This window comes from Methylobacterium fujisawaense (assembly GCF_014138435.1).
Taxonomy (GTDB): Bacteria; Pseudomonadota; Alphaproteobacteria; order Rhizobiales; family Beijerinckiaceae; genus Methylobacterium; species Methylobacterium fujisawaense.
Genome location: NZ_JACJIM010000008.1, coordinates 74,699 through 93,629 on the forward strand (window position 1 = coordinate 74,699; position 18,931 = coordinate 93,629).

Sequence of the window (18,931 nt, forward strand, 5' to 3'; positions counted from 1 at the left end):
TCCTATGGATTGCCGAGGAGGCGGCGGGCCGCCTGGATGGTGCGGTCGTTGCGCTGGTCGACGACGCGGCCCTGGTAGAGATTCCGGTCGGCGAGGCGTTGCTGGAGCGCGGCCCAGAAGCCGACGCCCCATTTGTCCTGCTCGAGGTTCTGCAGGATCTCGGTGGACTTGAGTTCGAGGGCGCGGATCGTCATGTCGGCCGCCTTGCCGGGATCCCGCTGCAGGCCGGCGCCGCCGATATCGAACAGGAACGCCGCCGAGGCCGCCGCGGGGGCGAAGGAGGCCTCGCCCGCGAGGCGCTCCAGATACCGCCGCGCCAAGAGGCCGTCGGGGGCGGTGATCCGCTGCTCCGTGTTCGCCGGCGACAGGAGCAGCGCGTAGAGATACTGCGCCACCGAGACCCCGCTCTCCGCCAGGCTCCTGAGCTTCGCCTCGTCGGCGGCGTTGGTGGTGGCGCTCTTGAACAGCGCCATCAACGCCTCGACGCTCGGCGCGGAGGCGGGTGGTGTCGCGGGCGGCGGCGTGCCCGGCTTTCCGGGGCCGGAATTGCCCGCCCCGGAATTGCCAGCCCCGGAATTGCCCGCCCCTGGATTGCCGGTCCCCGGATTGGTCTGCGGGCCGGCGGCCCTGCCGGCCAGCGCCTGCACGGCCGCGCGCGTCTGCGGCGTCGCCGACCCGTCGGCGGGGCCCGTGTAGAAGCCGCGCTTCGCGAGATTGCGCTGGATCGCCGCCACGAGGTCGGGGGGCTGGCGGCCGAGCTCGTCCGTGAAGGTGGTGACCGCCAGCGGCAGCTTGGCCGCCACCGTGTCCATGTAGAGATCGGCGGCCTTCTGCGGATCGCGCGGGACGCCGCTCTCGGCATCGGTGTAGCAGCCGGCGATCCAGTAGAGCGTCGACCAGGAATCGAGATAGGCGTTCCGGGCGGCGACCGGGTTCGCGTGGAAGGCCAGCCCGTAGCGGCAGCCCCGCTTGAGATCGTATTGGCCGCGGCCTCTGTTGAGCAGGAGTTCGGTCATGCCGCGCTGGGCCCCGGGGAAGCCGAGGTCGGCGGGCTTCTGGTAGTAGGTCAGGGCCTTGGCGGCGTCGGGCTTGACGGGATTCTTGACGTAGAGCGCGGCCCATTCGGGATTGTAGAGGGCGCCCATGAACGAGCGGGCGCTGACGTCGCCGGCCTCGGCACCCGCCTTGAGCTTCTCGAAGGCGGCCCTGTCGCCGTCCTTGCCGGCCTTGTCGAGCAGGTCGAGATAGAGCTTCTCGTTCTCCTTGCTGTCGGCGGGCTTGCCCCACTCGCCCGCGGGCTTCAGCAGCGCGAGGGCGAGGCCGGCCAGGAGCGCGACCGCGGCCTGGGGCAGGACCAGCCAGGCGAGGCGGTAGCGCGCATCCGCGTACCAGAGCGTCGCGTGCGCCCGGAGCCGGTCGGTCCCGATCAAGACGCCGCTCATGACTTGGCTTTCATGTAGGCGCGCAGGGCCGTGATGACCGCCGGATTGCGCGTGTTCTCGACCGGGAGCGTGTAGAAGCCGCGGGTGGTCAGTTCGGCCTGGAGGGCGCCCCAGAACCCGTCGCTCCAGTGCCCCGCCTCGGGGAACAGCAGCCAGAAGGTGATCTGGTCGTCCTTGAGGTCGATGCCCCGCAGGGCGAGGGCCGCGGCCTTCCGGGGATCCTTGGCGACGTTGCCGTAGCCGGAATCGTGGAGCACCGCGGCCTCGCCCGCCGCCATGCCGTTCCCGGCGGCCGCGGCGCGCTCGTAGGCGGCCACGGCGACCTGCGCGTCCGGCGCGAAGACGTCGCCCTTGTTCATCACCGGGTTGAACAGGCGCGCATAGGCGGTGAGCGCGTCCGCGTCCCCGGCATCGGCCCGGCCCTTGAGCTCGGCCAGCTTCCGCCGGTCGCCGGCCCGGGCGGCGGTCGCGAGGGCGATCACCTCCGGATCCGGGCCCTTGGGCGCCATCCGCCGCGGCTCGGGCCGCGGGGTCGCGACCGTGTTGGTGATCCCCGCCTCCACCTGGAGGGCCGTGATGATCCCGGGATTGGGCCGCCCGTCCACGGGGCCGATATAGCGACGCTGCTCGGCCAGATGCCGCTGGAGGCCCGACACCAGGGCGGGGTTCTGCTGGCCGAGATTGTTGATGAAGGCGTCCATCGTCGGCCGGTGCTTGCGCCACAGCACCGCGGTCACCAGCCCCCCGGCCCGGACCGGGTCCTGCGGCAGGCCGCTCTCGGGCTCGACGTAGCAGGTGGCGAGCTTGACGGTGAGCCGCTCCTCGCCGGTGATCGTGCGCTCGAGCGTCTCGGGATCGTCGAACCAGGTCTGGGCGAGGCGGCAGCCGCGCCGGAGGTCGCGGTTGGGGTTGGCCGGATCGAGCAGCACGTCCGCGAGGCGCGCGACCGCCAGGAGGTCGCCGATCGCGGCGCCCGGTCCGTAGAGGGCGGCCGCCCGGGCGAAATCGTTCGGCGCGGGCTTGCTGGGGAAGTAGGCGGCGGTCAGCGGGTCGTAGAGCGTCCCGAGCTTGGTCGCGGCGTCGATCTGGCCCCGGGTGGCCGCGGCGGTCAGCGCGTCGAACGCCGTGCGGTCGCCGTCCTTGCCGGCCCGGTCGCGCAGGGCGCTCAGCTCGGCGATCCGCGCCTTCGAGGCGGTGGCCGGCTGACCCCAGACGCCCTGCGCGGCCAGCGCCATGCACAGGCCCGCCACCGCGCAGGTCACGGCCTGCGGCAGGGCGAGCCAGGCCAGGCGGTAGCGGCGATCGTCGTACCAGAGGGTCGCGTGCGCGCGCAGCCAGTCCTCGCGTGCGATGCTCATGGCCGCGACGGCTCCCGGGCCGTCACGACAATGCGGCGGGGCGCGGGGCGCCGCCGCCGAGCGCCCGCTCGAAATCCACGAGCTCGAACTGGCCGTAATCGCCCAGGGGATCGCTGGCGAGCCGCATCGCCTGGGCCTCGCGCAGGCGCTCCAGGAGGGTGCGCATCGCGCGGGCATTCGCCCAGTCGTGCCGCTGCGCGCGCTGCTCGACCCACGGGATCAGCAGGGTCTCGAAGCGCGGCGGCAGCCGGAAGGATTGCCGCGACGCCATCAGGCGCAGGATCTCGACGAGGTCGTAAGGATCGTAGGCCGGGAATTCGACGGTCTTGGTGAAGCGGCCGGCGAGGCCGGGATTCGTGTCGATGAACCGGGCCATGTCGTCGGTGTAGCCGGCGACGATCACGATGATCCGGTCGCGGTTGTCCTCCATGAACTTGAGGAGGGTGTCGATCGCCTCCTTGCCGAAGTCGCCCCCGCCCCCGCCGCCCTCGGCCAGGGTGTAGGCCTCGTCGATGAACAGGATGCCGTCGAGGGCCTCGCGGCAGCGCTCCAGGGTCTTGGCCGCGGTCTGGCCGACATAGCCCGCCACCAGCCCGGCCCGGTCGACCTCGACCACGTGCCCCTTCCGCAGGACGCCGAGCGCCCGGAAGATGTCGCCCATGATGCGCGCCACCTCGGTCTTGCCGACGCCGGGCGGGCCGGTGAACACCATGTGCTGGCTCACCGCGCCGACCTCGATGCCCTCGGCGCGGCGCCGGGCATCGACCAGCACCCGCGCCGCCACGGTCTTCACCTGCTCCTTGACCGGCGCGAGCCCGATCATCGCGTCGAGGCGGGCCATGACCTTCCGGGCGGCGTCCATGTCGACCGCGCCGCCGGCCTGGCGGCCGAGGGCCGCGGCGATGTCGGCGGGTTCGAGCCGGTTGATGTCGCCGCCGGGGCTGGCGGCGAGGCGCAGCGCCTGCGCCTGGCGGGCCTTCTCCAGCACCGTGCGCATCTCGCGGGCATTGGCCCAGTCCTCGGCCTTGGACCGGGCGCCGACATAGGCCGCGAGGTCCTTCTCGAACCCCTCCGGCATGACGAAGCCCTGGCCGGCCGCCATGCGCTTCAGGATCTCGGCGAGTTCCGGCGGGCTGTAGGGCGGGAACTCGACGGTCTTGGTGAAGCGGCTGGCGAGCCCCGGATTCGTGTCGATGAACCGGCGCATGTCGTTGGTGTAGCCGGCGACGATCACGATGATCCGGTCGCGGTTGTCCTCCATGAACTTGAGGAGGGTGTCGATCGCCTCCTTGCCGAAGTCGCCCCCGCCCCCGCCGGCGGCGGCCAGGGTGTAGGCCTCGTCGATGAACAGGATGCCGTCGAGGGCCTCGCGGCAGCGCTCCAGGGTCTTGATCGCGGTCTGGCCGGCATAGCCCGCCACCAGCCCGGCCCGGTCGACCTCCACGACGTGGCCCTTGCGCAGCACCTTCAGCGCCTTGAAGACGTTGCCGAGGATCCGGGCGACCTCGGTCTTGCCGACGCCGGGGGGCCCGGTGAACACCATGTGCTGGCTCATGGCCGCCACCGGCAGGTTCTGGGCGCGGCGCTGCTGCTCCACCTGCATCCGGGCGATGACGCCCTTCACCTCCAGCTTCACGGGGTCGAGGCCGACCATGCCGTCGAGGGTCGCGAGCGCGGTGGCCAGGAGGTCCTTCTTCTCCGCGCCCGCGCCGTCGTCCACGAAGCGGATCGGGCGGATCCTGCGGCTCGCCCGGGCCTGGTCCAGGGCGCGCCGCGTCGCCTCGATCCGCGCCGGGATGTAGCTCGCCGCCAGGAGGCCCCCGACGAGGCCGCCGAGGATCAGGCCGTTGCGCAGCAGAGCCGCGGGCGTCGCGGCGAGCGGCCCGAGCAGGTCCGGCCGCAGGGCGACCAGCAGGCCGGTGGCACCCAGCACGATGACCGCGAAGAGCGCGACCGGATGCTTGTCGAGGCGTTCCATGGACGTGACAAACCTTGGTGCTGGCCGTGGTGCTGAACGGGCGCGGGGCGTCCCGCGATCGTCTCGCCGTCAGGCGTCCTCGCCGGTGGCGCGGAGCAGATCGACGATCTCCAGGCGGCGCAGGTCGCCGCCCTGCAGGGCGACCCGGGCGGCCTGGGCCTCGCGGGCCTTCTCCAGGAGGGTCCGCATCTCGCGGGCGTTCGACCAGTCCTCGGCGCGGGACCGCTGCGCGAGCCAGGGGGTGAGCGCCGCCTCGAACCCCTCGGGGAGCGCGAATTGCTGCCGGGCCGCCATGCGCTTCAGGATCTCGCAGAGATCCTTCGGGCTGTAGGGCGGGAATTCGACGGTCTTGGTGAAGCGGCCGGCCAGTCCCGGATTGGTGTCGATGAACCGGCGCATGTCGTTGGTGTAGCCGGCGACGATCACGATGATCCGGTCGCGGTTGTCCTCCATGAACTTGAGGAGGGTGTCGATCGCCTCCTTGCCGAAGTCGCCCCCGCCGCCGCCGCCGGCGGCCAGGGTGTAGGCCTCGTCGATGAACAGGATGCCGTCGAGGGCCTCGTGGCACTTCTCCAGGGTCTTGGCTGCGGTCTGGCCGACATAGCCCGCCACCAGGGCCGCGCGGTCGACCTCCACGAGATGCCCGCGGCGCAGCACCTCGAGGGACCGGTAGATCTCGCCGATCGCCCGGGCGACCTCGGTCTTGCCGACGCCGGGAGGCCCGGTGAACACCATGTGCTGGCTGATCGCCGCCACCGGCAGGCCCTCGGCGCGCCGCCGCTGCTCCAGTTCCAGCCGCGCGATCAGGGCGTTGACCTCGCGCTTGACCGGCGCGAGCCCGACCATGTTCTCCAGATTCGCGATCACGGCCTCGGGAGACCGGGCCTCCACGACCCGGCGCGGCGCCACGATCAGGCGCGGCAGGGCGAGCAGGCCCCCGGCCGGCTGCCCGAGGCCGGCCTCCGCCTTGCGGGCGGCCGTCGCGGTCGCGGCGAGGCCCAGCGCCGCCAGCAGGGCGACGGCGATCCCGATCGCCGCCCTCCACCGCAGCTCCGCTCCGGCGGCGTTCCACCAGGCGACCGGGCCGTAATCGGTGCTCAGCAGGAGCGGCGTGAGGACCGCGACCACGAGGCCGGAGACGACGAAGGGGAGGATGGCGGATTTCGACATCCGTCAGCCTCCGCAGGGCTTGCTGGTGTTCCAGATCACGGGGATCCGCTTGACGCCCGCGGTGGTATCGACCGTCAAACCCGGGGTCAGCTCGACGAACACGTCCTTGGCGGCGCCCTCGATGACGATCTCGCCCTTGCCGGCCTCGTAGGGGGCCGGGAACGGGACCGCGATGTTGATCGGCCCGTCGGTGATGTTGAAGGCCGGCGACAGGTAGTTCCCGGCGCGGATGCGCACCACGCCGCCGGCATCGGCCTTCGTCTTCGACAGGCGCATCAGGCCCAGGGGCGCCCGGCAGGCCTTGGCTTCGGCGACGATCTTGTCCTTCTCGTCGGCGGGCAGGGTTTCGGCGGCCTTGTCGATCGCGCCCGTCTTGACGAGGTTCAGGGCCGGCCGCTCGGCCGTCCCGGCGGTCTCGCCGCCGCCCGAGAGCAGCACGCCCGCGACGGCGCCCGCTGCCACCAGCCCGCCCACGATCGCGATGAGGCTCGGCGACAGGGCCGGCTTGGCGGATGCCGCCGGGCTCGGGGCCGCGTGGGGACCGGACAGCCTGTCCTGAGCCTGCCGCTCAGCATTCTGGCGCTCGACTTCCGACATCCAGCAGGCCCCCGAACATGGAACGACGTAATTCGTGCGCCGCATCGGCACGCACGACAGGACAAACAGCCTTGATGTTTTTGGAAAGATTCAAAAGAACCGGCGGCCGATGCCTGTCATCATGACGGGCTGACTTCTAGGCATGCGGAAAAAACCGGTCTACTAGTGTATCTGACCTATCGTCGCACCCTTGACAGGGCCTGGATTTCATCCGGCATGGCCCTGTGCTGGGGACGTCGTGGGGAAAGATTCCGATGCTGCGATCGGGAGTGGAATGAACGGCTCCGCGCGCGAGACCCTCATCGTCGCCGACGATCATCCGCTGTTCCGCGAGGGCATGCGGCGCATCACCGAACGGCTCTATCCCCAGGCCCTCGTCCGGGAGGCCGCCACGATGGAGCAGGTCCTGGCAATGGCCCGCACCGGGCCGCCGCCCCGGGCGTTCTTCCTCGACCTTCTGTTCCCCGGCCTCGATCCCCGGCACTCCATCGGTGCGCTGCGCGTCGAGTTCGAGCGGGCCTCGATCGTCGTCGTGTCGATGACCGACGACGAGGGCCTGATCCGGACCGTCATGGCCGAGGGCGCCGACGGCTTCATCGGCAAGGCGTTGCCGGCAGCGGAGATCGCCCAGGCGATCGCGGCGATTCGCGACGGGGAGTTCGTGATCCGGCGAAGCCCCGTCTCGGGCCTCGCCCTACCGCGCGGACCGCTCCCGCCCCTGACGCAGCGCCAGCGCGACGTGCTGCGCCTCGTCGCCCGGGGGCACACCAACAAGGAGATCGCCCGGGAACTGGATATCTCGCCCTTCACCGTCCGCATCCACGTCTCGGCGCTCCTGCGGGCCCTCGACGTCACCTCCCGTTCCGCGGCGGCCGCGAAAGCCGCGACGGCCGGTGTCGGTGAATGAGGGGGGAGGGGCGGCGGCTGCGGCGCGTCCGATCGTACACCTGTCCGAATGTCGCCGTCGCGGACCCCGTGGCAAAGGCCGGGGCATGAGGCGATCGGGACACGGGGTCGGGCGTCCGGCCCGCATGCGGCGTCTGGCGGGTCTGGGCCTGGCGGGGCTGTCCGGACTGGCCGCCCGGCCCGCTGCGGCCGATCCCGACCTCGCCATGCTGCCGCATGCCACGGTGCTGGCGGCGGTCTGCGGGCGGCCCGCCGACAAGGAAGCCGAGACCTGCCGGATGAAGGACGGCCGCACGGCGGAGTTCTGGACCGCCGCGATGTTCTCCACCGAGACCGGGAGCTGGTTCACCGGGTTCGTCACGATGCCGGCGCCGGGCGAGGATGCCGCCGCGCCCAACCGGCGGAGCGTCGCGGCCGCCACCTACGCCCTCAAGGACATGCGCTGGCGTCTCGCGGGGGTGCAGACCCTGTCCGGGCGGATCGGGACCGGAAACCGCAACGGCAGCGCCCCGGCGGTGGACGAGCAGCGAGGCGCGGTGTTCAAGCCGCTGAGCCGGGGGCGCCTCCTGATGGGCCTGCGCCTTGCGGCTTCCGGTGCGGCCGGGGCCCGCGACTTCTCCTTTCTCCTCCTGCAGTTCTACGGGGCGCCGACGCGTTGGGTGCTGGCGGGCGAGGTTTCGGCCGGCTCGGACGGCTCGGCCGCCTGCGTCGAGGAGGAGCCCTGCCGGATGGGCACGAGCGAGGGCCGGCTGGAGATCCGGCCGGAGGATCCCCGCGATCCCGCCGCGTGGCCCCCGGTCCGGGTCACCCTCAGCGGCACCGTGCTGGGCGCGGACGGCAGCCTGCGTCCGGCCACGGACCGGGATGCCCGCCTCTATCGATTCGACCCGGCCACCGGCACCTACCGCTGAGGCCGGCCACCCGGCCGGCCTCCCGGAGGGCCACCCGCCACGCCACGGGGTGCCGGTCGCCGGGAGCACTCGGCCGTGGAGCGAGACTATTTTTGCAGTGTCGTAAACAAGATCACACTGAATATTTTCCAAATCGATGTTGTTGCGATGATCGGACTGGGCTGTGTCGAGGATTGTCGAGGATTGTCGAGGATTGTATAGCCGCCCGGCGCCCGGAAATGCCGTCCGCGTCGCCCGATCGCCCCTTCTTTTTACCACTGGTAGTGCTGCTCACCCTCAGGTAGGCTTGAGAGATCTGTCCTCGGTCGGCGACGGTTGCGGCCGTTGCCCGGGTCCGGGCGGTGATACGGCTGGGCAGTTCGCACGATGACGCGACAGCAGGATACCGGGGCCGGCAGGAGGGGGGGCGGGCCGTATGCCGGAGGCGCAGCCCCCATGAAGTCCCGGGACGGCGTCGGGGCCGTGCCGTTCGCTTCCGGCCCGGCCTGATCGCCGATGTTCCAGCCGCGCCGCCAGCGGGACGAGGCGTACGACAACGAGAAGGCGCAGGCCCTCATCCGAGCCGTCGTCATCGGCTGCGCCTGCCTGTATCTCCTGCCCCAGATCTACGGTGGCATCGCCCCGCCGGAAGCCCGGTTCGTCGCCTATCTCGTGACCGGCCATTGGGTCTTCGCCGTCGCGCTGTACGGCTGGATCGCCCGGCATCCCGGCAGCAACACGCCGCGCCGCGTCGTCACCTTCGCCCTCGATCTCGGCGGAATGACCTACGCGATGGCCGTGGGCGGCGCGCCGTTCCTGCCGCTCTACGCGATCGTCATCCGGCTGATCGTCGGCAACGGCCTGCGCTACGGGGGCACCTCCCTGAAGGCGTCCACGGCCGCGGCCCTGGTCTCGCTCGCGGTCACGACGTATTTCAACGCGTACTGGCGCGGCAATCCGTTTCTCGTCCTGACGCTGGCGGCCATCACCGTCCTCGTGCCGACCTACATCTACAGCCTCCTGGAGCGTCTGCGCCGCGCCTATGAGCGCGAGCAGGAGGCGAACCTGTCCAAGTCGCGCTTCCTGGCTCAGGCGAGCCACGATCTGCGCCAGCCGATCCATGCCATCAGCCTGTTCACCGCCTGCCTGCGGGACGCCGCGCTGGGTCGGGAGGAACTGCAGATGGTCGAGAACATCGACCGGTCGCTGCAGAGCGTCTCGCGCCTGTTCAAGTCGCTTCTGGATATCTCGACCCTCGACAGCGGCCGGGTGGTGCCCCGCCCCGAGCCTGTCCCGATCAACGACATCCTCGACGACGTGTGGCGCCAGAATTCGGAGGCCGCCCAGCTTGCCGGGACGGTCCTGCGCCGCCGTGCCTGCGCCAGCGTCGTGGACACCGACCGGGCGCTGCTCACGACGATGCTGCAGAACGTCGTCAACAACGCGATCAAGTACGCGCCCGGCCGGCCGATCCTGATCGCGTGCCGGCGGCGGGGCGGTCGGCTCGCCATCCAGGTCTACGATCGCGGCCCGGGAATCCCGGCCGAGCATCAGGACAGGGTCTTCGACGAATTCTACCAGATCCGCCGCCGCGGCGACCGGGACGTCGAGGGCGTGGGCCTGGGCCTGCCGATCGTCCGGCGGCTCGGCGCGCTGCTGGACCTGGCGGTGACCCTGCGCTCGGTGCCGGGGCGCGGAACCTGCGTGACCATCGGCGACCTCCCCCTCGCCGAGGCTCCGGTGCCCGCGGCCGCGCGCGACGCCCTCGACCCGCCGGCGACGATCGGCGGGCTGCGCGTGCTGCTGGTGGAGGATGACGGCGCCGTCCTGCGGGCGACGGCCAGCCTGCTGCGCAAATGGGGATGCCGCGTTCAGGCCGAGGCCGGGATCCCCGCTGCGCTGCCCGAGATCGACCTCCTCATCACCGACTTCGAACTCGGGAGCGGCGTGACGGGAACGGAGTGCATCGCGGCGGTCCGCGACCTGGCGGGCCGTGCGCTGCCGGCGGTGGTGATGAGCGGCCATGACGAGGCGCGCGTGCGCGAGGATCTGGGCGCACCGGACATCCCGATCCTCTCGAAGCCGGTTCGGCCGGCCGAGCTGCGCTCCGTCCTCATCGCCGCCAGCATCAGGCTGCGCCCGCGGCCGGTGCCGGTCGCGTGAGGCCGGCACGCATGCGGTCGCGGATTTCCCCTTACCGGGCCAGATCGCGCCGGTCCTTGCCGGTACCCTTGCCGGGACGCTCCGTCCCCTCCCCGCCGGCCTGAAAGTCGATCATCGCCTTCAGCAGCGCGTCCCGGGTGAGGCCGTGCTCGGTGGCGATCTGCGAGACGATCCGGAGCGCCTGGGCGGCGGGGGAGCGGTCGGTCACCGGCAGCCGTGCGAAGGCCTGGCTGACGCGCGTGCCCGCCACGTATCCGATGACGATCCCGACGATCACGCCGCAGGCTCCGGCCAGGATCAGGACGCCGATCTTCATGAGTCACCCGTCAGCGGTTGCGAGGCTGGCGCCTTCTGACCCTCCTGCGCGGGTGCTTTCAAGCCGGACCGTGCCGGCCCGGCAGCCGGCGGGACGCCCGCGTCGCGCGGAGCCCGATTCTCACAGGCGGGCGATGGCGTGACCGAATCGGTCGCCGCCGTCAGCCCTGCTCCGCGCGGTCCGCACCGTCGCGCGATTCGGCCTCTCGGCGGGCCGCGCGGGCCTGGGCGATGAGGTCGATGGCCGTCAGCGCGGCGTTCGCCCCCGTGCCGCCGGCCAGCAGCAGACCCGGCGGCATCGTCCGGATCTGGGGGCGGCCGCTACGACCGCCGCGGCGTCCGGTTCTTCGATCGGTCGCGTTCGTCATGAGGCCCCACCGCCTGTCAGCGCGGACCGGTCTGCGGACGCGGCCTTGGTAGGGAGATGGTGACCAGCTCGCCGGTGATCGGATCCAGGATCGTCATGGGCGCCCCCGTGGTTGACCCCCATGGCGAACCCAAATTGTGGTTTAACCTTGGCCGAACGAGGCGGTGAACACAGATTTCGTGACCGGCGTTTCGGATGCCCATCGTCTGATTGCTGAACATCCGTCCGAATAATCGGATCGGAGGGCCGGATTCCCAAGTGCCTCCGGCGCAGCACCGGCAGGGGCGCGGCGACCGGCGCGCCCTACACCGACATCCACCGGAGCACGTCGGCCTCGACCATCCCGGCCCGGGGGCCGGCGAGCACCACCTGCCCGCGATCCATCACCGCGTAGGAATCGCAGAGGTCGCGCGCCCACGCGAAATACTGCTCGACCAGCACGATCGCCATCTCGCCCCTGGACCGGAGATAGGTGATCGCCCGGCCGATATCCTTGATGATCGAGGGCTGGATGCCCTCCGTGGGCTCGTCGAGCACGAGGAGCTTCGGCCGGGTCACCAGCGCCCGGGCGATGGCGAGCTGCTGCTGCTGGCCCCCCGAGAGATCGCCGCCGCGCCGGTGCAGCATGTCCTTGAGCACCGGGAACAGGTCGTAGATCTCCCCCGGGATGTGGCGGTCGCGGCGCTTCAGCGGCGCGAAGCCGGTCTCCAGGTTCTCCTTGACGGTGAGCAGCGGGAAGATCTCGCGGCCCTGGGGCACGAAGGCGATCCCGGCCCGCGCCCGGTCGTAGGGGGCGAGGTTCTGAATGGGACGGCCGTCGAGCCGGATCGCGCCGGAGCGCACCGGCTGCTGGCCGACGATCGCCCGCATCAGCGAGGTCTTGCCCACGCCGTTGCGGCCGAGCACCGTCGTCACCCGCCCGGCCTCGGCCGTCAGGGAGACGCCGCGGAGCGCCTGGGCGGCGCCGTAATAGAGGTCGATGCCTTCGACACTGAGCATGGTCATCGTCCCAGATAGACTTCGACCACCCGCGGGTCGGCCGAGACCGCGTCGATCGAACCCTCGGCCAGCACTGCGCCCTCGTGCAGGCAGGTGACCCGGCAGCCGAGGTCGCGGACGAAGTGCATGTCGTGCTCCACCACGAGGACGGCGTGCTCGCCCGCGATCCGCCGGAGCAGCCGGGCGGTCTCGGCGGTCTCGGCGTCGGTCATGCCGGCCACCGGCTCGTCGACCAGCAGGAGCTTGGGATCCTGGGCGAGGAGCATGCCGATCTCCAGCCACTGCTTCTGGCCGTGGCTGAGATCGGCGGCCGGGCGGCCCCGGTGGGCCAGCAGGCCGACGGTCTCCAAGAGGGCGTCGATCCGCGCGGCCTCCACCCGGTTGCGCCAGCCGAACAGGGAAGCGAAGGCCGCGCGGGGGCCTTTGAGGGCGAGGAGGATGTTGTCGGCGACCGTGTGGCTCTCGAACACGGTCGGCTTCTGGAACTTGCGGCCGATGCCGAGGTCGGCGATCGCCGGCTCGTCGCTCCTGAGCAGGTCATGGGTGCCGTCGAACAGCGCGATGCCGCTGTCCGGCCGGGTCTTGCCGGTGATGCAGTCCATCATGGTGGTCTTGCCGGCGCCGTTCGGCCCGATGATCGCCCGCAACTCGCCCCGGGCCAGGGTCAGCGACAGGCCGCGCAGGGCCTTGTAGCCGTCGAAGGTCACCCGCAGGTCGTCGAGGTAGAGGAGCGCGTCCGTCTCCCGCTTCCGGTTGGCGGGACCGCGGGCCGCGGCATCCGGAGATTCGAGGAGGTCGGTGGTCATGCGCCCTGCCCTTGCTCGACGCGTTCCGGGGCGATCTCGGGCTCCGGCGGCAGCTTGGCCGCCGCGCGCCGGCTGCCGAGCCGCTCGATCGCGGTGCCGACGAGGCCGCGCGGCAGGAACAGCGTCACGACCACGAACAGGGCGCCCAGCGCGAACAGCCACGCGTCGGGCATCGCGCCGGTGAGCACGGTCTTGGCGTAGTTGACCAGCACGGCGCCCAGAGCCGCGCCGACCAGCGTGCCGCGCCCGCCCACCGCCACCCAGATCACCGTCTCGATGGAGTTGGTGGGGGCGAACTCCCCCGGGTTGATGATGCCGACCTGCGGCACGTAGAGGGCGCCGGCGACGCCCGCCATCATGGCCGAGACCGTGAAGGCCAGCGTCTTGAAGTGCTCCGGCCGGTAGCCGAGGAAGCGCGTGCGGCTCTCGGCATCGCGCACGGCGATCAGGATCTTTCCATACGCCGAGACCGTCATGACCCGGGCGATCAGGTAGCCCGAAGCCAAGGCCACGCCGGTCGCCACGAAGATGCCGACGCGGAAATTCTGGGACTGGACGGAAAATCCCAGAAGATCCTTGAAGTCCGTGAGGCCGTTGTTGCCGCCGAGGCCCATGTCGTTGCGGAAGAAGGCGAGCATCAGCGCGTAGGTCAGCGCCTGGGTGATGATCGACAGGTAGACGCCCGTGACCCGCGACCGGAAGGCGAGCCAGCCGAACACGAAGGCGAGCAGCCCCGGCACCAGCAGCACCATCAGGGCCGCGAAGGCGAAGTGGTCGAAGCCCAGCCAGTACCAGGGCAGGGCCTTGTAGTTCAGGAACACCATGAAGTCGGGCAGGACCGGGTTGCCGTAGACGCCCCGGGAGCCGATCTGGCGCATCAGGTACATGCCCATCGCGTAGCCGCCCAGCGCGAAGAACGCCCCGTGGCCGAGCGAGAGGATGCCGCAATAGCCCCAGACGAGGTCGAGGCTCACCGCGAGCAGCGCGTAGGCGAGGTACTTGCCGAACAGCGAGACGAGGTAGGTCGGCAGGTGCAGGCCGGAGCCCTCCGGCACCGCGAGGTTCAGCACCGGCACGGCGCCGCAGAAGGCGGCCAGGACGGCGAGGAAGATCCAGCCCTTCAGGTCGATGAGAGGGGGGCGGGACGGCATGGGGCTCACGATTCCACCGCCCGGCCCTTGAGCGCGAAGAGGCCGCGCGGGCGCTTCTGGATGAACAGGATGATGAAGACCAGGAGGCCGATCTTGGCGAGCACCGCGCCGACATACGGCTCGGCGAGCTTGTTGACGACGCCGAGTGTCAGCGCCGCCACCAGCGTCCCCCAGAGGTTGCCGACGCCGCCGAAAACGACCACGAGGAAAGAGTCGATGATGTAGCCCTGGCCGAGATTGGGCGAGACGTTGTCGATCTGCGACAGCGCCACCCCGGCGATGCCGGCGATGCCGGAGCCGAGCCCGAAGGTCAGGGCGTCGACGTAGGGGGTGCGGATGCCCATGGCGGCGGCCATGCGCCGGTTCTGGGTGACCGCCCGGGTCTTCAGGCCGAACGACGTTTTTCTGAGCACGAACAGCAGGCCCAGGAACACGGCCAGCGCGAACGCGATGATCCACATCCGGCCCCAGGTGATCGACAGGCCGTAGAAATCGAAGGCGCCGCTCATGAAGGCGGGGGCGCCGACCTCGCGGTTGGTCGGGCCGAAGATCGAGCGCACGCCCTGCTGGAGCGCGAGGCTGACCCCGAAGGTGGCGAGCAGCGTCTCCAGCGGGCGCCCGTAGAGGAAGCGGATGATGAACCGCTCGATCAGCACGCCGACAAGGCCGGCGACCAGGAACGCGCAGGGGATGCTGATCGCCAGCGACCAGCCGAACAGGGACGGCGCCTGGGTGCGGATCAGCTCCTGCACGCCATAGGTCGTGTAGGCGCCGAGCATCACCATCTCGCCGTGGGCCATGTTGATCACGCCCATCACCCCGAAGGTGATGGCGAGTCCGATGGCGGCGAGCAGCAGGACCGAGCCCAGCGAGATCCCGTACCAGACGTTCTGGAGGGCCCCGAGGATCGCGAGCCGCGTCTCGATCGCCGCGATGCCCCGGGCGGCGGCATTGCGCACCGCCTCGCTCGGATCCGCCGCCAGACCGCGCAGGATGCCCATCGCGTCGCCATCGCCCCGGGCCTGGATGGCGGGAATTGCGGCAATCCGGTCGGTCTCCGCGGTGCCGGGCCTGGCGAGCAGCACGGCGGCGCGGGCCTCGGTCAAAGCCTGCCGGACGGGCGCGCTGGTCTCGCGCGCCAGGGCGGCGTCGAGGGCCGGCAGGGCCGCCGCGTCCCTTGCCTTGAACACCGCGTCGGCGGCGATGCGCCGCTTTCCCGGATCGGGGCTCGCGAGGTCGAGCTGCCCGCGGGCGGCTTCGATCGCCCGGCGGACCCGGTTGTTGGCGCGCACGGGCTTGAGGTCGGGACTGTCGGCGGCGGCGGCGCCGGTCCGGGCGTCGACCAGAGTGCCGCCCTGCCGGATCAGCAGGGTCCTGTCGGCGGGGCGCACCAGCAGCCGTCCGTCCGACAGGGCCGACAGGATCGCGTCCGCGCGCGGGTCGCCGCTGGCCGCGAGGCCGGAGACGCCCGCCTCGATCTCGGCGTAGCCGTCCCCGGCGAGCTGGCCGTAGGGATCGGGCGCCTGGGCCAGCGCGGGGGCGGCCAGCAGAAGGACGAGGAGGGTGAGGAGACGGAGCATCGAGACTTTCGTTGCGCCTGGGAAGCGGGACGGGGACGCGTGCGGCACCTGAGTTCGCCAACGGGCGGCCGCGGTCTGCACGGATCGGTCGATGCGAGGCGCGACGGGCCCCCTCTCCCGGGCGGGAGAGGGTTGGGGTGAGGGGTGCGCGCTGTCCGGAAGGACCTGATCCCTCACCCTGTCCCTCTCCCGCACGGGAGAGGGGACCCGCGCCTCACCGCGATCCGAAGGTGCCGGACCGAACTGGAGGTCCGGCACCTTCGTTCAGCGGGAGCGCCCCTCAGGCGCCGCCGCAGGTCTTGGTCTTGGTGTTGTAGTTGCCGCACTTGAGCTTGACCCAGTCGGCCTCGAGGTCCTTCGAGCCCTCGAGCTGCTTCGACCACGCCTCGCCGGGGATCAGCGTGTCGGTCTTCCAGACCACGTCGAACTGGCCGTTCGCCTCGATCTCGCCGATGAAGACCGGCTTGGTGATGTGGTGGTTCGGCAGCATCGTGGCGGTGCCGCCGGTGAGGTTCTTCTGCTCGATGCCCGGCAGGGCGTCGATCACCTTGTCGGGGTCGGTGGTGCCGGCCTTCTCGACCGCCTTCACCCACATGTTGAAGCCGATATAGTGGGCCTCCATCGGGTCGTTGGTGACGGCCTTGGGGTTCTTCTTGAACGCCTGCCACTTCTTGATGAAGGCCTCGTTCTCCGGGGTCTTGATCGATTCGAAGTAGTTCCAGGCGGCGAGGTGGCCGACCAGCGGCTTGGCGTCGATGCCGGCGAGCTCCTCCTCGCCCACCGAGAAGGCGACGACCGGGATGTCGGTGGCCTTGATGCCCTGGTTGCCGAGCTCCTTGTAGAACGGCACGTTGGCGTCGCCGTTGATGGTCGAGACCACGGCGGTCTTCTTGCCGGCCGAGCCGAAGGCCTTGATCTTCGACACCTCGGTCTGCCAGTCCGAGAAGCCGAACGGCGTGTAGTTGATCAGGATGTCCTCGTCCTTGACGCCCTTGGACTTGAGATAGGCTTCGAGGATCTTGTTGGTGGTGCGGGGGTAGACGTAGTCGGTCCCCTCCAGCACCCAGCGCTTGGCGCCGCCGCCATCCTCCGACATCAGGTAGTCGACGGCCGGGATCGCCTGCTGGTTCGGGGCGGCGCCGGTGTAGAACACGTTCCGCTCGCTCTCCTCGCCCTCGTACTGGACGGGGTAGAACAGGATGTTGTCGAGTTCCTTGAACACCGGCAGCACCGACTTGCGCGACACGCTGGTCCAGCAGCCGAACACGGCCGCGACCTTGTCCTTGCTGATCAGCTCGCGGGCCTTCTCGGCGAAGAGCGGCCAGTTCGAGGCCGGGTCGACCACCACCGGCTCCAGCTTCTTGCCGAGCACGCCGCCCTTGGCGTTCTGCTCGGCGATGAGCATCAGCATCGCGTCCTTGAGGGTGGTCTCCGAGATCGCCATCGTGCCCGACAGCGAGTGCAGGATGCCGACCTTGATGGTCTCCTGAGCCCGCGCGGGGCTTGCCCCCAGGGCGCCCATCGCGAGCCCGGCGGCCAGCGCGGCGGCCGAAGCCCAAGTTCCAAATGCCTTCATGGCGGTCCCCTGCGTCGTCTTCCTTGCGACGGTTCGGGGCTTCGCAAATCGTATGCCACATATTTAGGCATGCCTCATCGCGCGGCGGCCCGGCCGGAGCGGCGCACAGATGGGCGGCGTTTCGCCCGCGAGACCGGCAGCTTCATGCTGCTTCGGGCGGCGGCGGGATCAACCGGTGGGCATCTGCCATCGGGTTTTCGCCGACACGTTGATCGGGCGCGGATCGATGCCACTTACCTCAACCCGCGGCGCGCGGACGCGTCGCCCGACGGGCGGCAGCCCGCGGGCGGGTCGAAATCGGGTCCGGGCCTGTGCAGAAGGATGATATGGCAGAGCGCTACTATTTTCGCCTGAGCAGCGACGGCGAGACGATCGAGGACGAGGTGGGCGTCCTGGCCGCGTCGATCGCGCAAGCGGAAGCGGAAGCGCTGGTGCTGATCGAGGAGTTCCGGCGCGCCGGCGATCTGCCGGACGCCGGGGAGGGCTGGCGCATGGAGATCCACGACGGGGCCGGCACCGTCCTGCGCACGCTTCGGCTTTCCTGATGCGCCGGGCTCACCCGCGCGATCCGGCCGAGCCTGGGCCTGACGGGCGGGTCTGCACGGCCTTCCCGTCGCGTGGCTCGTCCCGGCGCAGGCTGTGGATCCCAAACGGTCCGGCTCTTGCCCGGTTCTGCTGAACGCCGCATCCGGGCAGCGGTATGCCCGGCCGTTCAATGGTCCGGCGGATCGAGGCCGTCGGCATCCGGGGCCGGACGAGACGGTGATGTGATGACCCGAGGGAGTAGGAATAGGCGGTCGCGCGTTTACGCTGGCGCGGCTCGTGACGCGGCGCGGTCCTTCCGGAACATCCCTTGAACCCCTTCCTTCGCAAGCTGGCGCTGCGCGCAGACCTGGATGAGGCCGACATGGCCGCGCTGGACGCTGCGACCAGCGCGACCGCGCAGGTCGAGGCGGGGCGCGACTTGGTCTCGGAAGGCGAGCGGCCCGACGCCGCCTACGTGATCCTTCAGGGATTTGCCTGCCGCTACAAGCTCGTGCCCGACGGGGGGCGATCGATCCTCGCCTATCTGGTGCCCGGCGACGGCTGCGACCTGCACGCCTCCCTCCTGAACCGGGCGATCCACTCCGTGGCGACGCTGACGCCCTGCACCGTCGCCTCCGTGCCCTACCGGACGATCAAGGAGCTCGCCGCCCGCCGGCCCAACATCTACCGCGCCCTGTGGTGGTCGGTTCTGGTCGACGAAGCCGTGCTCCAGGAATGGCTGGTCGGGGTGGGGCGCCGGTCCGCCGACCGGCAGGTCGCCCATATCATCTGCGAACTCTTCGCCCGCCTGAATGCCGTCGGCCTCGGCCTGGAGCCCGACTACCGCCTGCCGCTGGCGCAGTCGGAACTGGCCGACACGGCGGGGCTCTCGAACGTCCACCTCTCGCGGGTCCTCTCGGATCTGCGCAGGGCCGGACTGATCGAGAGCGGACGCAAGAGCGTGCGCGTGCCGAACCTGAAGCGACTGCAGGACTTTTCCGGCTTCACGCCGGATTACCTCCTCCTGCCCGGATCGACCCAGACCCCGGAGGCGCTCGGCGCGCTCCCCCAGATGACCGGCCAGGTGCGGGCGGCGTCGGGACCGTGA

General features: G+C 70.8%; 17 protein-coding genes. 5 read left to right on the forward strand and 12 right to left on the reverse strand.

Annotation, left to right across the window (positions count from 1 at the left end; genetic code table 11):
- Window positions 1-2: 2 nt before the first annotated feature.
- From GGQ91_RS23120 to GGQ91_RS23140, 5 genes are all read right to left on the reverse strand, one after another.
- A complete protein-coding gene (locus GGQ91_RS23120) occupies window positions 3-1,442 on the reverse strand; it encodes a peptidoglycan-binding protein (RefSeq protein ID WP_043355317.1) in 1,440 nt (479 codons plus the stop codon).
- Window positions 1,439-2,800, reverse strand: a complete 1,362-nt coding sequence (locus GGQ91_RS23125) for a hypothetical protein (RefSeq protein WP_182592925.1) — start codon at window positions 2,798-2,800, stop codon at window positions 1,439-1,441. Before GGQ91_RS23125 ends, GGQ91_RS23120 begins: the two co-directional genes overlap by 4 nt.
- A 22-nt stretch (window positions 2,801-2,822) precedes the next feature.
- Window positions 2,823-4,778 carry an AAA family ATPase gene (locus GGQ91_RS23130; RefSeq protein WP_182592926.1) on the reverse strand — a complete coding sequence of 652 codons (1,956 nt, stop codon included), beginning with the start codon at window positions 4,776-4,778 and terminating at the stop codon, window positions 2,823-2,825.
- Window positions 4,779-4,847: 69 nt separating this feature from the next.
- Window positions 4,848-5,948, reverse strand: coding sequence for an AAA family ATPase (locus tag GGQ91_RS23135; RefSeq protein ID WP_043355315.1), 1,101 nt, complete (start codon window positions 5,946-5,948; stop codon window positions 4,848-4,850).
- 3 nt (window positions 5,949-5,951) lie between these two features.
- Complete coding sequence (locus GGQ91_RS23140) at window positions 5,952-6,545, reverse strand: hypothetical protein (protein WP_043355314.1); 594 nt, start codon at window positions 6,543-6,545, stop codon at window positions 5,952-5,954.
- 274 nt (window positions 6,546-6,819) lie between these two features.
- On the opposite strand from GGQ91_RS23140, the gene GGQ91_RS23145 reads away from it, so the two are divergent.
- From GGQ91_RS23145 to GGQ91_RS23155, 3 genes are all read left to right on the forward strand, one after another.
- On the forward strand, window positions 6,820-7,452 hold the full coding sequence (locus GGQ91_RS23145; RefSeq protein WP_043389341.1) for a LuxR C-terminal-related transcriptional regulator: 633 nt from the start codon (window positions 6,820-6,822) through the stop codon (window positions 7,450-7,452).
- A gap of 85 nt (window positions 7,453-7,537) precedes the next feature.
- Complete coding sequence (locus tag GGQ91_RS23150; protein ID WP_182592927.1) at window positions 7,538-8,362, forward strand: hypothetical protein; 825 nt, start codon at window positions 7,538-7,540, stop codon at window positions 8,360-8,362.
- Window positions 8,363-8,857: 495 nt separating this feature from the next.
- Window positions 8,858-10,504 (forward strand): hybrid sensor histidine kinase/response regulator, encoded by a 1,647-nt coding sequence (locus tag GGQ91_RS23155; protein ID WP_075379991.1) that lies wholly within the window; start codon window positions 8,858-8,860, stop codon window positions 10,502-10,504.
- 31 nt (window positions 10,505-10,535) lie between these two features.
- Here GGQ91_RS23155 and GGQ91_RS23160 read toward each other — a convergent pair whose 3' ends face one another.
- The 7 genes from GGQ91_RS23160 to urtA all read right to left on the reverse strand — a co-directional run bounded on the left by GGQ91_RS23160 (window position 10,536) and on the right by urtA (window position 17,298).
- A complete protein-coding gene (locus GGQ91_RS23160) occupies window positions 10,536-10,820 on the reverse strand; it encodes a hypothetical protein (RefSeq protein WP_182592928.1) in 285 nt (94 codons plus the stop codon).
- Between the two features lie 160 nt (window positions 10,821-10,980).
- Window positions 10,981-11,118, reverse strand: a complete 138-nt coding sequence (locus tag GGQ91_RS23165; RefSeq protein WP_236952905.1) for a hypothetical protein — start codon at window positions 11,116-11,118, stop codon at window positions 10,981-10,983.
- Between the two features lie 371 nt (window positions 11,119-11,489).
- Window positions 11,490-12,185: an urea ABC transporter ATP-binding subunit UrtE gene (urtE, locus tag GGQ91_RS23170; protein ID WP_182592929.1), complete on the reverse strand. Its 696-nt coding sequence runs from the start codon at window positions 12,183-12,185 to the stop codon at window positions 11,490-11,492.
- Between the two features lie 2 nt (window positions 12,186-12,187).
- Entirely contained in the window at window positions 12,188-12,991 is an 804-nt protein-coding gene (urtD, locus tag GGQ91_RS23175; protein ID WP_182592930.1) for an urea ABC transporter ATP-binding protein UrtD, read from the reverse strand.
- On the reverse strand, window positions 12,988-14,142 hold the full coding sequence (urtC, locus tag GGQ91_RS23180; protein WP_182592931.1) for an urea ABC transporter permease subunit UrtC: 1,155 nt from the start codon (window positions 14,140-14,142) through the stop codon (window positions 12,988-12,990). Before urtC ends, urtD begins: the two co-directional genes overlap by 4 nt.
- 5 nt (window positions 14,143-14,147) lie before the next feature.
- Complete coding sequence (gene urtB / locus GGQ91_RS23185) at window positions 14,148-15,722, reverse strand: urea ABC transporter permease subunit UrtB (RefSeq protein WP_182592932.1); 1,575 nt, start codon at window positions 15,720-15,722, stop codon at window positions 14,148-14,150.
- A 280-nt stretch (window positions 15,723-16,002) separates the two neighbouring features.
- Window positions 16,003-17,298 (reverse strand): urea ABC transporter substrate-binding protein, encoded by a 1,296-nt coding sequence (gene urtA / locus GGQ91_RS23190; protein WP_182592933.1) that lies wholly within the window; start codon window positions 17,296-17,298, stop codon window positions 16,003-16,005.
- Between the two features lie 326 nt (window positions 17,299-17,624).
- On the opposite strand from urtA, the gene GGQ91_RS23195 reads away from it, so the two are divergent.
- The gene (locus tag GGQ91_RS23195; RefSeq protein WP_182592934.1) at window positions 17,625-17,843 is read left to right on the forward strand and encodes a DUF6894 family protein; all 219 of its coding nucleotides are present in this window, start codon (window positions 17,625-17,627) and stop codon (window positions 17,841-17,843) included.
- Between the two features lie 308 nt (window positions 17,844-18,151).
- On the forward strand, window positions 18,152-18,931 hold the full coding sequence (locus GGQ91_RS23200; protein ID WP_043756572.1) for a Crp/Fnr family transcriptional regulator: 780 nt from the start codon (window positions 18,152-18,154) through the stop codon (window positions 18,929-18,931).

What these genes read in the sequence shown, in the direction of transcription:
- GGQ91_RS23135 (WP_043355315.1), bottom strand. Translation starts at nt 5,948, where the DNA reads ATGTCGAAATCCGCCATCCTCCCCTTCGTCGTCTCCGGCCTCGTGGTC.
- urtC (WP_182592931.1), bottom strand. Translation starts at nt 14,142, where the DNA reads ATGCCGTCCCGCCCCCCTCTCATCGACCTGAAGGGCTGGATCTTCCTC.
- GGQ91_RS23150 (WP_182592927.1), top strand. Translation starts at nt 7,538, where the DNA reads ATGAGGCGATCGGGACACGGGGTCGGGCGTCCGGCCCGCATGCGGCGT.
- GGQ91_RS23165 (WP_236952905.1), bottom strand. Translation starts at nt 11,118, where the DNA reads ATGCCGCCGGGTCTGCTGCTGGCCGGCGGCACGGGGGCGAACGCCGCG.
- urtD (WP_182592930.1), bottom strand. Translation starts at nt 12,991, where the DNA reads ATGACCACCGACCTCCTCGAATCTCCGGATGCCGCGGCCCGCGGTCCC.
- urtE (WP_182592929.1), bottom strand. Translation starts at nt 12,185, where the DNA reads ATGCTCAGTGTCGAAGGCATCGACCTCTATTACGGCGCCGCCCAGGCG.
- GGQ91_RS23195 (WP_182592934.1), top strand. Translation starts at nt 17,625, where the DNA reads ATGGCAGAGCGCTACTATTTTCGCCTGAGCAGCGACGGCGAGACGATC.
- GGQ91_RS23145 (WP_043389341.1), top strand. Translation starts at nt 6,820, where the DNA reads ATGAACGGCTCCGCGCGCGAGACCCTCATCGTCGCCGACGATCATCCG.
- GGQ91_RS23120 (WP_043355317.1), bottom strand. Translation starts at nt 1,442, where the DNA reads ATGAGCGGCGTCTTGATCGGGACCGACCGGCTCCGGGCGCACGCGACG.
- GGQ91_RS23125 (WP_182592925.1), bottom strand. Translation starts at nt 2,800, where the DNA reads ATGAGCATCGCACGCGAGGACTGGCTGCGCGCGCACGCGACCCTCTGG.
- urtB (WP_182592932.1), bottom strand. Translation starts at nt 15,722, where the DNA reads ATGCTCCGTCTCCTCACCCTCCTCGTCCTTCTGCTGGCCGCCCCCGCG.
- GGQ91_RS23140 (WP_043355314.1), bottom strand. Translation starts at nt 6,545, where the DNA reads ATGTCGGAAGTCGAGCGCCAGAATGCTGAGCGGCAGGCTCAGGACAGG.
- GGQ91_RS23160 (WP_182592928.1), bottom strand. Translation starts at nt 10,820, where the DNA reads ATGAAGATCGGCGTCCTGATCCTGGCCGGAGCCTGCGGCGTGATCGTC.
- GGQ91_RS23155 (WP_075379991.1), top strand. Translation starts at nt 8,858, where the DNA reads ATGTTCCAGCCGCGCCGCCAGCGGGACGAGGCGTACGACAACGAGAAG.
- GGQ91_RS23130 (WP_182592926.1), bottom strand. Translation starts at nt 4,778, where the DNA reads ATGGAACGCCTCGACAAGCATCCGGTCGCGCTCTTCGCGGTCATCGTG.
- urtA (WP_182592933.1), bottom strand. Translation starts at nt 17,298, where the DNA reads ATGAAGGCATTTGGAACTTGGGCTTCGGCCGCCGCGCTGGCCGCCGGG.